The organism is Janthinobacterium agaricidamnosum NBRC 102515 = DSM 9628 (assembly GCF_000723165.1).
Taxonomy (GTDB): Bacteria; Pseudomonadota; Gammaproteobacteria; order Burkholderiales; family Burkholderiaceae_D; genus Janthinobacterium; species Janthinobacterium agaricidamnosum.
The window spans coordinates 3,102,462-3,119,732 of the sequence record NZ_HG322949.1 but is presented as its reverse complement, the minus strand read 5'-3'; the positions used below and the strand labels follow the sequence as shown (position 1 = coordinate 3,119,732).

Annotated in this window: 13 protein-coding genes; 9 read left to right on the top strand and 4 right to left on the bottom strand. The window is 62.3% G+C overall.

Annotated elements, in window-relative coordinates; genetic code table 11:
* Window positions 1–3: 3 nt before the first annotated feature.
* Window positions 4–906 carry a subclass B3 metallo-beta-lactamase gene (gene bla / locus GJA_RS13215; protein WP_038493002.1) on the bottom strand — a complete coding sequence of 301 codons (903 nt, stop codon included), beginning with the start codon at window positions 904–906 and terminating at the stop codon, window positions 4–6.
* 212 nt (window positions 907–1,118) lie between these two features.
* Here bla and GJA_RS13210 point away from each other — a divergent pair, with 212 nt between their 5' ends.
* The 8 genes from GJA_RS13210 (at window position 1,119) to GJA_RS13175 (ending at window position 11,132) form a co-directional block, all read left to right on the top strand.
* Window positions 1,119–1,541 carry a type IV pilin protein gene (locus GJA_RS13210; protein ID WP_038499776.1) on the top strand — a complete coding sequence of 141 codons (423 nt, stop codon included), beginning with the start codon at window positions 1,119–1,121 and terminating at the stop codon, window positions 1,539–1,541.
* On the top strand, window positions 1,529–2,158 hold the full coding sequence (locus GJA_RS13205) for a pilus assembly FimT family protein (protein WP_038493000.1): 630 nt from the start codon (window positions 1,529–1,531) through the stop codon (window positions 2,156–2,158). The genes GJA_RS13210 and GJA_RS13205 overlap by 13 nt, the downstream gene beginning before the upstream one ends.
* Entirely contained in the window at window positions 2,155–2,568 is a 414-nt protein-coding gene (locus GJA_RS13200) for a PilV family protein (protein WP_051780808.1), read from the top strand. The genes GJA_RS13205 and GJA_RS13200 overlap by 4 nt, the downstream gene beginning before the upstream one ends.
* Window positions 2,565–3,755, top strand: a complete 1,191-nt coding sequence (locus GJA_RS13195; RefSeq protein ID WP_038492996.1) for a PilW family protein — start codon at window positions 2,565–2,567, stop codon at window positions 3,753–3,755. The genes GJA_RS13200 and GJA_RS13195 overlap by 4 nt, the downstream gene beginning before the upstream one ends.
* Window positions 3,752–4,345 (top strand): hypothetical protein, encoded by a 594-nt coding sequence (locus GJA_RS13190; RefSeq protein ID WP_038492994.1) that lies wholly within the window; start codon window positions 3,752–3,754, stop codon window positions 4,343–4,345. Before GJA_RS13195 ends, GJA_RS13190 begins: the two co-directional genes overlap by 4 nt.
* Window positions 4,342–8,988 carry a PilC/PilY family type IV pilus protein gene (locus GJA_RS13185; protein WP_242404533.1) on the top strand — a complete coding sequence of 1,549 codons (4,647 nt, stop codon included), beginning with the start codon at window positions 4,342–4,344 and terminating at the stop codon, window positions 8,986–8,988. Before GJA_RS13190 ends, GJA_RS13185 begins: the two co-directional genes overlap by 4 nt.
* A gap of 47 nt (window positions 8,989–9,035) precedes the next feature.
* The gene (locus GJA_RS13180) at window positions 9,036–9,362 is read left to right on the top strand and encodes a HigA family addiction module antitoxin (RefSeq protein WP_038499771.1); all 327 of its coding nucleotides are present in this window, start codon (window positions 9,036–9,038) and stop codon (window positions 9,360–9,362) included.
* Window positions 9,363–9,464: 102 nt separating this feature from the next.
* Entirely contained in the window at window positions 9,465–11,132 is a 1,668-nt protein-coding gene (locus GJA_RS13175) for a peptide chain release factor 3 (protein WP_038499769.1), read from the top strand.
* A gap of 49 nt (window positions 11,133–11,181) precedes the next feature.
* On the opposite strand, the gene GJA_RS13170 is transcribed toward GJA_RS13175, so the two are convergent.
* On the bottom strand, window positions 11,182–13,071 hold the full coding sequence (locus GJA_RS13170) for a putative bifunctional diguanylate cyclase/phosphodiesterase (RefSeq protein ID WP_038492992.1): 1,890 nt from the start codon (window positions 13,069–13,071) through the stop codon (window positions 11,182–11,184).
* A gap of 445 nt (window positions 13,072–13,516) precedes the next feature.
* Between GJA_RS13170 and rnk the strand changes: the two genes are divergently transcribed.
* The gene (rnk, locus tag GJA_RS13165; protein ID WP_038492990.1) at window positions 13,517–13,927 is read left to right on the top strand and encodes a nucleoside diphosphate kinase regulator; all 411 of its coding nucleotides are present in this window, start codon (window positions 13,517–13,519) and stop codon (window positions 13,925–13,927) included.
* 35 nt (window positions 13,928–13,962) lie between these two features.
* Here the strand turns inward: rnk and GJA_RS13160 are convergent, their stop codons facing one another.
* Complete coding sequence (locus GJA_RS13160; protein ID WP_038492988.1) at window positions 13,963–14,292, bottom strand: hypothetical protein; 330 nt, start codon at window positions 14,290–14,292, stop codon at window positions 13,963–13,965.
* 82 nt (window positions 14,293–14,374) lie between these two features.
* A complete protein-coding gene (mgtA, locus tag GJA_RS13155; RefSeq protein WP_038492987.1) occupies window positions 14,375–17,062 on the bottom strand; it encodes a magnesium-translocating P-type ATPase in 2,688 nt (895 codons plus the stop codon).
* Window positions 17,063–17,271 lie beyond the last annotated feature (209 nt).

Here is a 17,271-nt window from a genome sequence, read left to right as displayed (position 1 = left end):
GGTCTATTCGTGCGCGCCGGCCGCTTCCCTGGCGAGGCGCGCATCGAGCTTTTGTTCGTATTTGGCGGCATAGTTGCGGCAAGCCTGGGGATCGATGAATGGGTTGCTGGCCGGCTGGCGGGCTGCCTGCTGCAATTTCTGGTCGAAGCCGGAATGGTCGGGGTGCGCCGAAATCAGGATATCGCACGGCAGTTGGGCGAAGTTGCGGATGCCGCTGCGGAACACCGCCGTGCTGCTCTGGTTGGCCGCTGCGCTGAAGTGAAAGCGATCGGCCGACACCGCGTTCAGGCTGGCGCCGAACACGATATCGACGCATTGGCCGTTTTGACAAGAGCGCCAGCTCCAGCTGGTGCTGCCGGGCGTATGGCCGGGCGTGAAATGGGCGCTGATGGCGGTATTGCCCAAGTGCAGAGTCTCGCCATCGCCGATGGCTTGCAGTTTGCTGACCGGCGCAAAGGCGTCGATCTGGCCCGCTTGCGGGTCGTTGGCCAGCACATGGCCGCCAGCCAGCGCCGCGATGCCGGCCGGGCTGCTGACGGTGATCGCGCCACTGTCGCGCGCCAGCGCCGCGATGCCGCCGGCATGGTCGAAATGCGCCTCGGTATTGAGGATGTATTTGACATCCTCGATGTTAAATCCCAGTTGTTGAATATTGGCGGCGATCGCCGGCACCGCTTGCGGCAGTGCGCCATCGATCAGGATCAGGCCGGCCTTGCTGTCGATCAAGACCAGACTCAAGCCGCCGAAACCGACGTAATACGTGTCGCCATGGATGCGCAGCGGCCGCTGCGGTTTCAGCCATTCTTTTGCGTAAGGGGAGGCGATCGGCCGGGTCAGCGGATCGGCGGCGAGCGTATTGGCCGACACGAGTGCCGCGGCCAGTGCGTAAAACCATGGTGAGGTCATGAAAGAGTGGGTCCGTGCAATTTATTATTTCTTTAGAATAGCATTTTTGCTATTTTGCGGGCAAGGGCCATCATGATCTGTCGCGATACAGGCTTTGTCAGGATTTTGTCAGCATTTCCTCAGGGAAATGAAAGCTGGACGATGTAGCATGATGGAAAGAATAGCGTCCGCGTTGTGCGGGTTTATCGATGTCATCGCATCCGGAGCAAAACATGAAGGCAGGCAAGCGCGGTTTCACCTTGATCGAAGTGCTGGTGACGGTCGCCATCGTCGGCATCCTGACCGCGGTCGCGTTGCCGTCTTACCGCGATTATGTGCTGCGCAGCCGCTTGACGGAAGCATTCAGCGCGCTCGGCGCGGCCCAGCCCGGCGCGGAACAATACTGGTCGATCAACCGCAGCTACGCCAATTTCGACACCGCCCACGGCTTGCCGTCGACCACCAGGAATTTTACGTATGCGTTGTCGGCCGCCACCGCGTCGACGTATACCATCACCGCCACCGGCACCGGCCCGACGGCCGGCTTCGTGTTCACCATCGACCAGAATGGCGGCCGCAGCACCACCGCGCCGGCTGGCTGGACCAGCAACAGTACTTGCTGGAGCGACCGCAGGGATGGCTCATGCATCAATTAAGTCCGGCCAGGCGGGGTTTTACCCTGCTGGAATTGATGGTGGTGCTGGTGATTTTCGGCATCTTGCTGGCGGTCGGCGTGCCGAAAATGGCATCCTGGAGCTTGAGCAACAAGGCCGCCGGCGCCACTGAATTGTATGCCGAGGGTTTCAAGCTGGCGCGCCAGCAGGCGCTGGGCCATAACGCGGCCAGCCGCATCGTGCTGACGCCAAATGCGCTGAATGGCCAGATGGATTGGCAAGTCGATATCTGTTTCCCGAAACCGGGCGTGCCCTGCTCGGATCAAAGCGGTTCCTGGTCGACCACCACCGCCCAGGCGGTCGGCGATCCCGAGGGCGCGGCCGGTTTTACGTCGGTGTTCCGGGGCGCCAGCGCCTTGCCGGCCGCCACGGTGCTGGTGCCGACCTTGTCGCCGGAAGGCACCTCCAGCGTGTATTTCACGTCGCTGGGCTGGGTCGATACCAGCTTTGACCAGCGCCTGAGCCGCTTGACGTTCGATCCGGCCGCCGCGTATGCGGCCACGTTGCGCTCGTCGGCGCTGGTGGTGACGCTGGCCGGCACGGTCAGCAAATGCGATCCGAAGGTCGCCGTCACCGATTCGCGGGGGTGTCCTCAATGAAACATCGTCAAGGCGGTATCGCTTTGCTGGAAGCGCTGATCGCCAGCCTGATCCTGGCCATCGGCCTGCTCGGCGCCATCGGCTTGCAGGCGCGCGCGTATTCGGCGATGTCGGACGCCGGCTTGCGCGCCGAAGCCGCGATGGCCACCGACAAGCTGTTCGGCGTGCTGGCCAACGACCAGCCCAATTTGTCCGGCTATGCGCTGGCCGAAGGCGGCGCGCCGGGCGACCGCCTGAAAACCTGGTACGCCAATACCCGCACCGTGATCCCCGGCGCGACGATTTCCATCGTCATCACGCCGAACGCCGACGCCACCCGCAACACGGTGGTGGCGACCATCAAATGGACCCGCAAGGATGGCGGCGCGCCGAATGTCCATAGCGTGACGTCGTATGTGGGGGGCGCATGAGATCGGATCGTCTTGCTTCCGGCGGCGGCGCCGGTTTTTCCGTGGTCGAGTTGCTGGTCAGCGTAGTCATCGGCATGCTGGCGCTGCTGTTCGCGACCCGGCTGGTCTTGAGTTCCGAGCAAAGCAAGCAGGCGTCGCTGGGCGGTTCGGATGCGATGCAAAACGGCATGCTGGCGCTGTTCACGATCAATAACGAAGCGAGCCAGGCCGGCTGGGGCTTGAACGATCCCTTGCTGACCGGTTGCGACACGGTATTTTTCGATAACCAAGGTTATACGCTGACGGCGGTGCCGCGCGGCGGCTTGATGGTCAGCCCGCTGGCCGCCGCGCTGATCGAATCGAACGGCGCCGACCCGGACCGGCTGACCTTGTATTCCGGCAGCGCCATGGGCGGCACCGGCACCTTGCGGCTGACCCACGATTACGCTGGAGAAAACAATATCGTGGTCGAGCGCGTGCCCTACGGTTTTGCGCTCGGCGACGTGATCGTGGTGGCGCCGGAAACCGTCGGTGCGGCCAAGTGCGCGCTGGCGCAGATCGCCGTCGACCCGGGCCTGCAGGCGGGACCGCCGCAGCCGCAAAAACTGAGCATCGCCAGCGGCGCCGGTTTCCGCTTCAACGCCGGCCAGCTGGGTGCGCTGTACAAGAATGGCCAGGCGCGCCTGTTCAACCTGGGGCCGGGATCAAGGCTGTCGTTCCACACCTGGTCGGTGGCCAACGGCTTCCTGCAGATGCGCGCCGCCGACCTGGCCGGCAGCAGCGCCGCACCGGCCAGCGTGACCGACAACATCGTGTCGCTGAAGGCGCAATATGGTTTCGACACGCGCAGCGGCGCCGCCTTTACGCCGTCCGGCGGCATGCAGGTATCGCAGTGGTCCGGCAGCATGATCGACGCCGATAATGACGGTCTGGTCGGCAGCGCCGGCGATTATCAGCATATCGCCGCGCTGCGGGTGGCGGTGGTGGCACGCAGCAAGAATCCGGAAAAGCCGAACAGCCAGGGCGTGTGCAGCGCCAGCACCGCCTTGCCGGTGGTGTTCGGCGCGGCCGAGCCATTCGGCGTCAGCGCGGTGCCGGTGTCCGTCAATGTGGCGGTGGCCGGCGATACGGTCGATTGGAAATGCTACCGCTACCGGGTATTCGAAACCATCGTGCCATTGCGCAATTCGAACTGGAGACCGACATGAGCAACGCTATCCACTTGCGCCGGCCGCGCGGCGTGGCCTTGCCGGTGATGCTGGTGATACTGGCCGTGATGCTGATCGGCAGCCTGTATTTGCTGCGCTCCAGCACCTCGAGCACCTTGATGACCAGCAACCTGGCGTATGAAGCCAGCCTCGGCAAGGCGGTCGACCTGGGCCTGCTGACCGGCTTCCAGTGGCTGAAAAACACCGCATCGGGCAACAAGGCCCTGCTCGATGCGAACAGTCCGGACAATGCCTATGTGGCGACCTTCGACACCAGCCAGGGCGTCAACAGCAGCGGCTTCTGGAACGGCTCGAAAACCATCGACGACGATTATAACAACCGCATCGAATACGTGATACACCGCATGTGCGCTTTTTCCGGCGCGTATAACCAGCCGAAGAACAGTTGCATGCAAACCGCGCCGAATACCTCGGTGGTCAACAATGCCGTGGCGCTGGGCGACAGCCTGGCCAGCGACAGCGTCAGCCTGGCCGGCGCGCCGCAAATCCATTACATCGTCACCGCGCGCATTTTCGGCGTGCGCGGCGGCAATGTGGTCAATCAAGCCGTAGTCATGATAGGCGCATGATGAAAAAACTGTGTTATTTGTTCACGTTGTCGCTGGTCGTGCTGTTGTGGCCGGCAGGGGCGGGCGCGGGCACCACCAATATCGCGCAAGTCCCGTTGCTCAATATCGACGGCACCGGTTCGGTCAAGCCGAACCTGATGCTGCTGTTCGATAATTCCGGTTCGATGGACCAGGCTTATACGCCCGATTATGTGGACGATAACCTGTGCCGCTTTTATGCCGATTTATCCAGCGGCACCACCGGCTGCACGGTCGGCCATCCGCCGTTCATGAGCCCCGACTTTAACAAGCAATATTACAATCCGAAAATCCATTATGGCGTGCCGATCAAGGCGGACGGCAGCTTTTACGACAGCATGACGGCGGCCAATACCGGCAACTGGACGCGGGTGCCGGGCGACGGTTTTGGCGCGCGCAGCACCGATATGTATGGCAACAGCATCGGCACCAGCAACCTGGTGACCGGCTTTCCTGATTTGCAATGGTGCGACAATAACGGCAATTGCCGCAGCAATACCGCGACCTACACCTATCCGAACAATACTTATTACAATGCCAGCGGCAAGAACGGCAATCCCTACTATTACACCATCGGCGTCGCTGAATATTGCACCGACGATAAAATGACGGTCTGCAAGTCGACCTCGGTCGGCGCGCCGGCGCCCAGCGGTTATCCGGTGCCGGCCAAGGTGCGCTGGTGCAGCAACACCTCGCTGACCAATTGCCAGGGCAAGCGGGTCGGCAACTTCCAGTATCCGCGCTATTCGGCGGTGCTCGGTTCGACCGCGTCGTACGGCACGATTTCGATCGGCGCGTCGAACGGCCCCAATTCGGTCAGCATCAGCAGCGTCACGATTCCCGACCCGAACACCGCGCGCACCATCACCAATACCGCGGTGACGGCGGCCAACGGCACCGATACGCCGGCCAAGCAGCAGGCGCTGGCCAGCGCGCTGGCGGCGTCGATCATCGCCAAGACCGGCCTGGCCAATCAATACTGGGCCTGCGTCAACAACCCGGTCGGCACCAGCACGGTGGCGCCGTGTGCGTCGTACGGCATCACGCTGGGCGGCGACAATATCGTCGCGGTGTTGCCGATCACTTGCAGCGGCGCGAAAAGCGCCGCCAATTGCAGCGTGCTCAACGACTCGTCGCGCGCCGGCTGGGGCATCACCGTCAATGCGCCGGCGACCACCGTCAGCACGGCGGTGACCTATGTGCCGCCGACCGCGCTGATCGCCGTCAGCGGCACCAGCGCCAGCAATAATCCCAGCGCCACGCTGAACGGCGTCAGCTACAAGGGCGCCAGCCTGGCCGGCAGCATCTCGCTGGGCAAAAGCCGCAATGCCGGCGCCGTGGCCAGCAGCATCGTGTCCGCCATCGGCAGCGGTGGCAATATCCGCGCCTATGTCGGCGGCAACGGCGTGACGCCGCTGTGCGCCGCGCAAAATACGTCCAGCGTGTGCATCGTCGAAAACAATGGTTCGGCCAATGGCGGCACGGTCGCGGTCGGCAGCCTGAACAATACCTCCAACGGCGGCCTGTCGTTTTCGACCAGCGCCGCCAACGGCTACCGCGCCGCCGCCGCCGCGGTGACCGACATGATCCCGGTACAAGTGACCGCGCTGGCCGCGCCGAGCACCTTCGTGCGGGTCGATATCGTCGATAGCCGGGCCACCTATCCGGCGTCCAGCGAGCGCACCGATTGCGTCAGTATCCGAGGCTTTTGCTCGTACGCCGAAGAAATGACCAATTTCGCCAACTGGTACGCGTATTACAAGACCCGGCTGCAAATGATGAAAACCTCGGTCGGCATCGCGTTTGCGCCATTGACCAGCAATTACCGGGTCGGCTACGCCAAGCTGTCGGTGATCGGCAACGGCGGTTCGATCGACATCAAGCCGGCCGACTTCAGCGCCACCGCGCGCAGCGCCTGGTACTCCGCGCTGTACGACACCACCGCCGGCGGCGGCACGCCGATCCGCCCGGCGATGAATAATGTCGGCAAGATGTTCGCCAACCAGTCGCCGTACAATTACGCGTCCGGCTCGGAAGTGGTGCAATACCCGTGCCAGCAGAATTTCATGATCTTGACCACCGACGGTTACTGGAACGGCAATACGGTCACCAATGTCGGCAATAACGACAATGTCGAGAATCCGGCGCGCTTCTGCACCGCCGCCGGCGGCTGCGTCGATACCCGCGGCCAGAGCCAGCCGTCGATTTCCGACATCGCGCTGTACTGGTATAACGGCGGGTCGAACACCGGCACCGTGTCGCTGCGGCCGACGCTGGAACCGGACTTGAGCAAGCCCGGCCTGGTCAGCGCCGGCGCCGGCGAAAACACCCATCTGCACATGACCACCTACACCCTCGGCCTGGGTGTCGACGGCATCATGGCCTACGATCCGGACTACGACAATTCCAAGGTCAAGGTCGGCGGCGACTTTTATAACCTGATCAGCGGCGTGCAGACCGGCTGTCCATGGAATAACAATGGCCCGTATGTGTGGCCGAATCCCGACACCACCAACGGCGCCAGCACGGTGCAGGAACGGGTCGACGACTTGTGGCACGCGGCCATCAACGGCCACGGCAAATACTTCAGCGCGTCCGACCCGACCCAGGTGGTGGCCGGCCTCAGCGAAGCGATCACCAAGCTGCAAGTGAAGGTCGGCGCCGCGGCGGCCGCCGCTACTTCGACGCCGAATATTTCGCAGGAAGACCGCGACGTGTTTTCCGCCACTTTCACCACGGTGCGCTGGTTTGGCGAGCTGAGCGACCGCAACATCGACACCGTGTCCGGCGCGGTGGTGCCGAATGTCATCTGGAGCACCTCGACCCAGCTGGGCCGGCAGGTGGCCAATAGCAGCGACCAGCGGCGCATCCTGTGGCGCGACCCGGTCACCGGCGCCATGCGCAATTTCCTGTACAGCGAGATGGGGGCGGCCGAGCGCGCGTGGTTTGCCAATCAATGCGGCGTGCTGGCGCAATGCACCTTGCTGTCGGCCGCCAACCGCACCATCGCCAACGACGCCAGCAACCTGATCAACTGGTTCCGCGGCCAGCAGCAATACGCCAACGACACCATTTTCCGCTCGTACTACACACCGCCGGCCGATAGCGTCAACACTTCGCCGGTGCCGATCGTGCTGGGCGATATCGCCAGCGCCAAGCCGGCCTATCTGTACGATGCCCGCAAGGCGTATTTGCTGGACGGTTACCCGGCGTTCCAGGCCGCGTCGCTGAAGCGCACGCGCACCTTGTTCGCGGCCGCCAATGACGGCATGCTGCATGCGTTTTACGCGCCCAACAGCAGCGATCCGGCCAATGCCGCCAAGCCGGGCGGCAAGGAAGTCTGGGCTTATGTACCGCGCATGACGATGCGCAAGCTGGCGCCGCAAGCGAGCACCACCTACGGCACCAACCATCAATTCACCGTCGATGGTTCGCCGGAGCTGGCCGACGTCAAGATCGGCAAGGACTGGAAAACCGTGCTGGTGGCCGGCTTGAACGGCGGCGGGCGGGGTTATTACGCGCTCGACGTGACCGACCCGGAAAATCCGCAGCCGCTGTGGGAATTGTGCGCCGACAGCAGCCTGTGCAAACAGAGCGACGGCGACATCGGCCTGACTTTCGGTAATCCGCAATTCGGCATGTGGAATAATCAATGGGTGGTGTTCCTGACGTCCGGCTACAACAACGTGCCGGGCGTCGATGGCGCCGGCAGCGGCACCGGCCAGGGTTATCTGTACATCGTCGCCGTCAGCGACGGCACGATCCTGAAAAAAATCTCGACCGGTTCCGGCACCGCCGATACGCCGTCCGGCCTGGCGCGCATCACCGCGATCACGCTGAACCCGGCCAGCGACCCGGTCACCACCTATATCTATGGCGGCGACAACCAGGGCCAGATGTGGCGTTTCGACCTGACCGACAGCACCGGCGCCAGCGTGCCGGTGCTGAAAATGGGCGACGCCGGCGTGAACCAGCCGATCACCACGCGGCCCGACGTGACCGCGTGCCGGGTCGATGCCGTGCAACAGGATGGCTCCGTGGTGTCGTCGGCGCAGCGGGTGGTGAGCTTCGGCACCGGCCGCCTGCTCGACATCCCGGACGTCACCAGCAAGGATGTGCAAAGCGTGTATGTGCTGAAAGACAGCGGCGCGACAATCGGCAATATACGCGGCGGCGGCATGGTCCAGCAAACGCTGTCGCAGGTCGGCAACAGCGGCGTGTATACCGTCAGCGGCAACAAGGTCGACCTGGCGCTGAAAAGCGGCTGGTATCTGGACTGGAACCAGAATCCCGGCGAACGGATGAACCTGGACCCGAAAATCGTTTCCGGCGCACTCAACATCGTCACCAATATACCGAGCGCCGAATCGACGTGCACGGTCGGCGGCACCAGTAATCTGTACCAGTTCGACGCTTGCAGCGGCAATTATGTGCGGGCCGACAAGAGCGTCGGCCAGACCTTGTCGAACACCTCGGCGGCGGTCGGTTTCATCATCATCCGGCTGCCGTCCGGCGCGTACAAAATGGTCAGCACCACCGCCGACGGCAAGATGCTGACCAATGAATTGTCGGCGCCGAACGCGATCGGCGCACATAAAGTGGGATGGCGCAGGGTGCGGGATTAAGACAGCCGGCGGTTTCAGCCAGTATCATTAGCGTTAAGGGAAATGACATGGCGAAGAATGGTATGCGCCCAATTCATCCTGGCGAAATCCTGCGAGAAGAATTCCTTGTACCGCTTGGTATGACTGCCCACGCCTTATCCAAGGCATTGCACGTCACGCCTTCACGAGTGACCGATATTGTGAATGAGCGCAGGGGAATCAGCGCCGACACCGCGCTCCGCCTGGCGCGCTACTTTGGCGGCGATCCTGAGTCATGGCTCAACCTTCAGCAAGCTTACGACCTCAACGTAACGGCTGAGGCTGCATTGCAGAAAATCATGGATCAGGTTCACCCGAGGGATCTGCACAATAATAGTCATGCGCTGGCGGCCTGACCTTGAATCGCATCGGCGTATGGCCTGTTTCTGTTCACACGGAGCGGGCAAGAGCCTGTAAAATCGAGGGTTTTTTGGACGGGCCATATTATGGTCGCGAATATGGCCAACGATAACGATATCATCACACCCGAAAATAACGATTCCGACGCGCCAGTGTCGAGTTCCAAGGCGCCGGCGCTGATCGCCCGCGAAGTGCAGCGGCGCCGTACCTTCGGCATCATTTCCCACCCGGACGCGGGTAAAACCACGCTGACCGAAAAACTGCTGCTGTTTTCGGGCGCGATCCAGATGGCCGGCACCGTCAAGGCCCGCAAGAGCGGCCGCCATGCGACGTCGGACTGGATGGAAATCGAGAAGCAGCGCGGCATTTCGGTGGCGTCGTCGGTGATGCAGTTCGAATTCCGCGACCACGTCGTCAACCTGCTCGACACGCCGGGCCACCAGGACTTTTCGGAAGATACCTACCGCGTGCTGACGGCGGTCGACTCGGCGCTGATGGTGATCGATGCCGCCAAGGGCGTGGAAGCGCAGACCATCAAGCTGCTGGCGGTATGCCGCATGCGCAATACGCCGATCGTCACCTTCATGAACAAGATGGACCGCGAGACGCGCGATCCGCTGGAACTGCTCGACGAACTCGAATCGGTGCTGAAGATCCAGTGCGCGCCGGTCACCTGGCCTATCGGCATGGGCAAGAACTTCCGCGGCGTGTACCACCTGCTGAACGACGAGATCATGCTGTTCAAGGCGGGCGAGGAAAAAGCCGACGGCGCTTTTGAAATCATCAAGGGCATCGACAATCCGCGCCTGCAGGAGATGTTCCCGCTGGAAATGGACCAATTGCGCATGGAAGTGGAGCTGGTGCACGGCGCCTCGCACCCGTTCGACCTGGACGAATTCCTGTCCGGCGTGCAGACGCCGGTGTTCTTCGGTTCGGCCATCAACAACTTCGGCGTGCGCGAGATCCTGTCGGCGCTGGTCGACTGGGCGCCCGCGCCGCGCGAGCGCGATGCGACCGTGCGCGCCGTGGCGCCGTCCGAGCAGCCGTTCACCGGCTTCGTCTTCAAGATCCAGGCCAATATGGACCCGGCCCACCGCGACCGCATCGCCTTCCTGCGCGTGTGCTCGGGACGTTTCGAGCGCGGCATGAAGGTCAAGCACTTGCGCCTGGGCCGCGAGATCAAGGTGTCGAACGTGGTGACCTTCATGGCGTCGTCGCGCGAACAGGTGGAAGAGGCGTACGCGGGCGACATCATCGGCTTGCCGAACCATGGCAACATGCAGATCGGCGACAGCTTTTCCGAAGGCGAGATGCTGACGTTTACCGGCATCCCGTACTTCGCGCCGGACTTCTTCCGCTCGGTGCGCATCCGTAATCCGCTGAAGATCAAGCAGTTGCACAAGGGCTTGCAGCAGCTGGGCGAAGAGGGCGCGGTACAGGTCTTCAAGCCGGTCCAGGGCGGCGAGCTGGTGCTGGGCGCCGTCGGCGTGCTGCAGTTCGAGGTGGTCGCCAGCCGGCTGATGAACGAATACGGCGTCGACGCCGTGTTCGAAGGCACCAGCATCAGCAGCGCGCGCTGGGTCAGCTGCGACGACAAGCGCGTCCTGCAGGACTTCGAGAACGCGCTGGGCCACAACGTGGCCTACGACGCGGCCGGCAACATGGCCTACCTGGCGACGTCGGGCGTGAACCTGCGCCTGACGGAAGAGCGCTGGCCGAAACTGACGTTCCACGCCACGCGCGAGCATTCGGCCAAGCTGGCTTGATGCCGGGCCGGTAAATAAAAGGGCCGCTTGCAGCGGCCCTTTTTTATGCTTACATCACCCTCTGCAAGGTGCGGCTGCTCCAGTCGCGCCGCTCCAGCAGCATCGCGGTCAATTGCGCCGCCGTCATCGGCCGCGCAAAATAATGGCCCTGCACGTTGTCGCAGCCGGCGCGGCGCAGGAATTGCAGCTGCTGCGCCGTTTCCACGCCTTCCGCCACCACCGTCAAGTTCAGGCTGTGCGCCATCGCGATGATGGCGGTGGCGATCGCTTCGCCTTCGCCCGGCAAGTCGTGCACGAAGCTGCGGTCGATCTTCAGCTGGTCGATCGGCAGCCGCTTCAGGTAGGACATCGATGAATAGCCGGTGCCGAAATCGTCGATCGACAGGTGGATGCCGGTTTCCTGTATGCGCCGCATCAAGTCGACGTTGGCGCTGACGTTGTCCATCAACACGCCTTCGGTGATTTCCAGTTCCAGGAAGCCGGCCGGCAAGCCGGTGTCGTCGAGGATGGCGCGGATGTCGTCCATCAAGCCGCTATCCTTGGTCTGGCATGCCGACAGGTTGACCGCGACGTGCTTGATCGAATCGAGCAAGCCGGCCTTGCGCCACGCGGCCGCCTGGCGGCACGCGGTGTGCAGCACCCAGCGCCCGAGCGGGATGATGACGCCGCTTTCCTCGGCCACCGGGATGAAGTCGGCCGGGCTGATTTGCCCCAGTTCCGGGCAATTCCAGCGCAGCAGCGCCTCGACGCCGACGATGCGGCCGGTGCGCAAGTCGATTTGCGGCTGGTAGTGCAGATACAGTTCGTCGCCGGCCAGCGCGCGGCGCAGGTTGGCTTCGATGCGCAGCCGTTTCTGGGCGCGCAATTCCATTTCGGGCTGGAACACCGCGTAGCAATTCTTGCCCTGGTTCTTGGCGTAATACATGGCCGTGTCGGCGCTGCGGGTCAGCGTCTGGGCGTCGCTGGCGTCGAACGGGTACATGCTGACGCCGATGCTGGCGCTGACATACAACTGGTGCGTATCGAGCGCGAACGGCGCCGCCAGCGCCGCCAGGATCTTGCTGGCCACGCTGGCCAGTTCCGAGGCGTCGTCGGCCGGTTCGACGATGACGACAAATTCGTCGCCGCCGATGCGGCAGATGGTGTCGCTGGCGCGCAGCTTGTCGACCAGCCGCCGCGCCACCAGTTTCAGCAACTGGTCGCCGCTGTTGTGGCCCAGCGTGTCGTTGACGAGCTTGAAGTTGTCCAGGTCCAGCAGCAGCAGGCCGGCGCTGCTGTCCTGGCGGTCGGCGCGGCCCAGCGCATAGGCCAGGCATTCGTTGAATTCGTGGCGGTTCGGCAAACCGGTGACCGGATCGACGTGGGCCAGGTAATGCAGGTGGGCTTCGGCCTGCTGCGCGGCCTCGCGGGTGCGATTGACCATCAGGTAAGTCAGGCCGAACGAACACAGCGCGACGCACAGCGTGAACGCGGCAAAGGCGCCCAGGCGGCGCAGCACTTGCCCGGTGTCGGCGCGGATGACCAGCGCGCCGCCGCTGGCGGCCAGCGCCATGCTGACGTCAAGGTGGCCAGGGTGAAAGCGCGGCGAGTGCCCGACATCCGGCGTCGTGGCGCCGTCGCGGCCGTATGCGGCAAACAGCTTGCTGTCGCTATTGAACAGGGCGGCGCGGCCGATTACCGGCGATGCGCCCAGCAGCCGCAGCGCGCGCTGGCCGGCCAGCCGGTCATTGCCGGCCAGCGCACTGTCGGCGGCGCCGGCCACCATGCGCGCCTGCACCCGCAAGTCGTCGGCCAGGTCGCCGCGCAAGGCGAATAGCTGGAACAGGATCAGCAGCGCGCTGGCGACCGCCAGCATGATGGCGGAGGTGATCAGGTTCAGCATTGCCATCTTGCCGCCGATCAGGTGCGCCGAGCGCGGCAAATTCAAACGCGCCATCATGCCGCGCGCCCGAGTCGCGGCAAGCCGAGGCATGCTGGAGTACCGTCTTGCCCTTCCATGTCGCCGTTCCAGTCTGGTAAAAACCTATGTGAGCCGGACATTTCCGCTAGCTGGAAAATGGCTCATGAGAATTGTGTTATTCGCAAGTGTTTTGCCAATAACACAAAGATGCTTATTTTAATCTTTTTTATCTGGCGTGCAAAGATTAATGTTTAGCAAATAGATTGATCAGTGGTATTTCCGCCGCCAGTTCGCAGCAAGGCTGTTCCCAGTCCGATATGGGTGTGTTAAATCATTGATTTAAATGGTTTTTAAGATGTTTTAGCGTATCGCTATGGCCTTGTTTCGACAGATCGTCCATAATCCGCTGATGATGTACTTGCAAGACATTTAATCATTCACACTTTGCAAGTGCATGCATTATTTTTAATGAGCGAGGATAGCCTTGGAAAAGAAACCAAAAATCATTTTGTCGTCACAAGACCTGGAGCGTCTGGAAGCCCTGTTGTATTCGTTGGGAAATAATCTGTCGCCCGACAAGGCCGCGCTGCTGGCGGAATTGAGCCGCGCTGATGTGGTGGAGCCGCAAGAAGTTCCGCCGACCCTGGTGACCATGAATTCCACCGTGCGTTTCACGATGGAAAATAACGAAGAGTTTTGCCTGACGCTGGTATATCCGAAAGACGTGGACGGCAAGGCCGACCGCGTTTCGGTGCTGGCGCCGGTCGGCAGCGCGCTGCTGGGCTTGTCGATTGGCGACAGCATCGCCTGGCCGGGGCCGGGCGGCGCCTTGATCAATGTAAAGATTGTGGAAATCGTCTACCAGCCGGAACGCGCCGGCGAATTTCACCGCTAAGCGTCACGCGCCGGGCGTCGCGCATGACGCCGGCATCAGGCCGGTTTGGCGAGGAAGGAATCGATGATGCTGCCGACCCAGCAAATTGCCAGCACGGCGATCGCCACGGTCATCAGCGAACCGCCGCTGTTCGAGGTCGCCGCGACCTGTTCGGCGATCAACTGCGGGTCGGCGGGCAGGGCGCCGCTTTGCACCTGGTCCAGTATCAGGCTGGCGCGCTGCCGGATGTCGCGCGCCACGTAGATGGCGCTGGCGCCAGCCGGCAGCAGGAACAGGCAGCCGCGCAGCGCTCTCCCCAGTACCATATGTCCCAATCCCGGAAACACCAGCGCCGATAACAGCGCCGCCTTGGTCGAACGATTCATGGGCCGGCCTTTTTTCAATAAAGTCCGGCCATCATATACTGTCGCGGCGCATGGCGGCTTATGCCTGACTTACAACGCGTTTTTATTGCCAGCCGAACTTGCGCAGATAAAAACGCTTCATCAAGGTGGTCAGCACCGTGTAAGCGGCCAGGATCGCGATCAGCCACGGGAAGTAGCCCAGCGGCAGCGCTTCGAGCTTGACGAAGCCGGCCAGCGGTCCCATCGGCAGGAAGATGCCGAGCGCCATGATGGCCGCCGTCGCCACCAGCAGCGGGAACGACGCGATGCTGTCGATGAACGGCAGTTTCGGGGTGCGTATCAAATGCACGATCAGGGTTTGCGTCAGCAAGCCGACGATGAACCAGCCGGACTGGAACAGGGTTTGTTTTTCCGGCGTATCGGCGCCGAACACATGCCACATCAGCGCGAACGTGGCGATGTCGAAGATCGAGCTGATCGGTCCGAAGAACACCATGAAACGGCCGATGTCGCGCGGATTCCAGCTCAATGGCTGCTGCACCAGTTCCGCATCGACGTTATCGAACGGAATCGCGATCTGCGACACATCGTACAGCAGGTTTTGCACCAGCAAATGCAGCGGCAGCATCGGCAGGAACGGCAGGAACACACTCGCCACCAGCACCGAGAACACGTTGCCGAAGTTCGAGCTGGCCGTCATGCGGATATATTTCAGCATGTTGCTGAAGGTGCGGCGGCCTTCCAGCACGCCTTCTTCCAGCACCATCAAGCTCTTTTCCAGCAAGATGATGTCGGCCGCTTCCTTGGCGATATCGACCGCGGTATCGACCGAGATGCCGATATCGGCGGCGCGCAGCGCGGGCGCGTCGTTGATGCCGTCGCCCATGAAGCCGACGATGTGGCCGTTGCCGCGCAGCGCGCGCACCAGGCGTTCCTTGTGCAGCGGACTCAGCTTGGCGAACACGGTATTGTCTTCGGCGATTTTGGCCAGCGCCGCATCGTCCAGGCCGTCCAGGTCGCTGCCCATGACGACGCCATGCACTTCCAGGCCCACTTCACGGCAAATCTTGGCGGTCACCAACTGATTGTCGCCGGTCAAGACCTTGACGGTGACGCCATGTTCGGCCAGCGCGCGCAAGGCCGGCGCCGTCGATTCCTTCGGCGGATCGAGGAAGGCGACATAACCGATCAGCGTCAGCGCGGTTTCATCGGCCACGCCATACACGGTCTTGTGCGGCGGCACTTCCTTGACCGCGACCGCGACCACGCGCAAGCCTTCCGAATTCAGGTTCTGGGTGGTGGCCAGCACTTTTTCCAGCAACTCGGCATTCAGCGCCACGTCGGCGCCGTCGAGGCGCATATGGCTGCAGGCGTCGAGGATTTCCTCGACCGCGCCCTTGCAAATCAGTTCATGGTGATCCTGGCGTTCGGACACCACCACCGACATGCGGCGGCGCACGAAGTCGAACGGGATTTCATCGATCTTGGCGTAATCGCGCGCCAGGTTCATTTCGGTTTGCAATTCCACGTGGTCGAGCACGGCCCGGTCCAGCAGGTTCTTCAAGCCGGTCTGATAGTGGCTGTTCAAATAGGCGAATTGCAGCACTTCATCGGAAGCATTGCCGAATACGTCGGTATGGCGTTCCAGCACGATCTTGTCTTGCGTCAAGGTGCCGGTCTTATCGGTGCACAACACATTCATCGCGCCGAAATTCTGGATCGCATCCAGGCGCTTGACCACGACTTTCTTTTTCGACAGGATCACCGCGCCTTTGGCCAAGGTGCTGGTGACGATCATCGGCAGCATTTCCGGGGTCAGGCCGACCGCTACCGACAAGGCGAACAGGAAGGCGTCGGTCCAGTCGCCCTTGGTGAAACCGTTCAAGATGAAGACCAGCGGCGCCATGACCATCGCGAAACGGATCAGCAGCCAGCTGACGCTGTTGACGCCGGCCTGGAACGCGGTCGGGGCGCGTTCGGTGGCGCTGACCTTGGTGGCGATGGTGCCGAAATAAGTGCGGTTGCCGGTGGCCAGCACCAGTGCGCTGGCGGCACCGGAAATCACGTTGGTGCCCATGAACAGCAGGTTGCACAATTCCAGCGGGTCTTTGCCGGCGCCCAGCGGCAAGTCGGCGGCCTTTTCGACCGGCAGCGATTCGCCGGTCATGGCGGCCTGGCTGACGAACAGGTCCTTGGCGCTCAGCAAGCGGCAATCGGCCGGGATCATGTCGCCGGCCGACAGGATGATGATATCGCCGGGCACCAGCTGGCGGATCGGCACTTCGACCTGTTTTTGCTCGCGCAGCACGGTGGCGGTGTTGCTGACCATCGCTTTCAGGCGTTCGGCGGCGCGGTTGGAGCGGCCTTCCTGCACGAAGCGCAGCAAGGTCGACAGCACCACCATGGTGCCGATGACGATGGTGGCCTTCGGATCTTCGGTCAGGTACGAGACGGTGGCCAGCACCGTCAGCAACAGATTGAACGGATTTTTGTAGCACAGCCACAGATGCTGGTACCAGGCCAGCGGTTTTTCATGTTCGACTTCGTTCGGCCCGGCTTGCAGCGCAATATCGGCGGCTTCGTCGTCGCTCAAGCCGCTTTCGCGGGTATGCAGGCGCTGCATTGCGCTGGGCAGCAATTCGTGGGCGGCTTCCGCCAGTTGCCGGGCCAGCTGGTCCGGTACGCTGCGGCCGGCGCCGGGCGTGTCGAGCGGCATCGCGCGGCGGCCGAACAGGCTCGACGTGTGGCGCTTGCGCAGGAAAGAGACGAACAGGTGTTTGAAGAGATTCATGGCTCTTCCTTTCTCGGTATTGTTTTTATTGGAAGTTGTCGCCGGCAGGCAGCCGGTTACTGCATGGTACAGGCGTATTGCGGCAAAGCCCAGCCGGGTGGCCAGGCAGGTGATCGCTTAGCTTGCGCTGCGTTGCAGCATGTCTTGAAAGTTGATTACAAATCATCACCGTCTCCTGTTGTAACAGGGAGTACAGGCAAGTCTTGCAC

Excerpts from the sequence above, each read along its gene's own strand:
- GJA_RS13185 (WP_242404533.1), top strand. The coding sequence starts at position 4,342 with ATGATGAAAAAACTGTGTTATTTGTTCACGTTGTCGCTGGTCGTGCTG.
- GJA_RS13175 (WP_038499769.1), top strand. The coding sequence starts at position 9,465 with ATGGCCAACGATAACGATATCATCACACCCGAAAATAACGATTCCGAC.
- GJA_RS13210 (WP_038499776.1), top strand. The coding sequence starts at position 1,119 with ATGAAGGCAGGCAAGCGCGGTTTCACCTTGATCGAAGTGCTGGTGACG.
- mgtA (WP_038492987.1), bottom strand. The coding sequence starts at position 17,062 with ATGAATCTCTTCAAACACCTGTTCGTCTCTTTCCTGCGCAAGCGCCAC.
- bla (WP_038493002.1), bottom strand. The coding sequence starts at position 906 with ATGACCTCACCATGGTTTTACGCACTGGCCGCGGCACTCGTGTCGGCC.
- GJA_RS13195 (WP_038492996.1), top strand. The coding sequence starts at position 2,565 with ATGAGATCGGATCGTCTTGCTTCCGGCGGCGGCGCCGGTTTTTCCGTG.
- GJA_RS13180 (WP_038499771.1), top strand. The coding sequence starts at position 9,036 with ATGGCGAAGAATGGTATGCGCCCAATTCATCCTGGCGAAATCCTGCGA.
- GJA_RS13160 (WP_038492988.1), bottom strand. The coding sequence starts at position 14,292 with ATGAATCGTTCGACCAAGGCGGCGCTGTTATCGGCGCTGGTGTTTCCG.
- GJA_RS13205 (WP_038493000.1), top strand. The coding sequence starts at position 1,529 with ATGCATCAATTAAGTCCGGCCAGGCGGGGTTTTACCCTGCTGGAATTG.
- GJA_RS13170 (WP_038492992.1), bottom strand. The coding sequence starts at position 13,071 with ATGATGGCGCGTTTGAATTTGCCGCGCTCGGCGCACCTGATCGGCGGC.
- GJA_RS13200 (WP_051780808.1), top strand. The coding sequence starts at position 2,155 with ATGAAACATCGTCAAGGCGGTATCGCTTTGCTGGAAGCGCTGATCGCC.
- GJA_RS13190 (WP_038492994.1), top strand. The coding sequence starts at position 3,752 with ATGAGCAACGCTATCCACTTGCGCCGGCCGCGCGGCGTGGCCTTGCCG.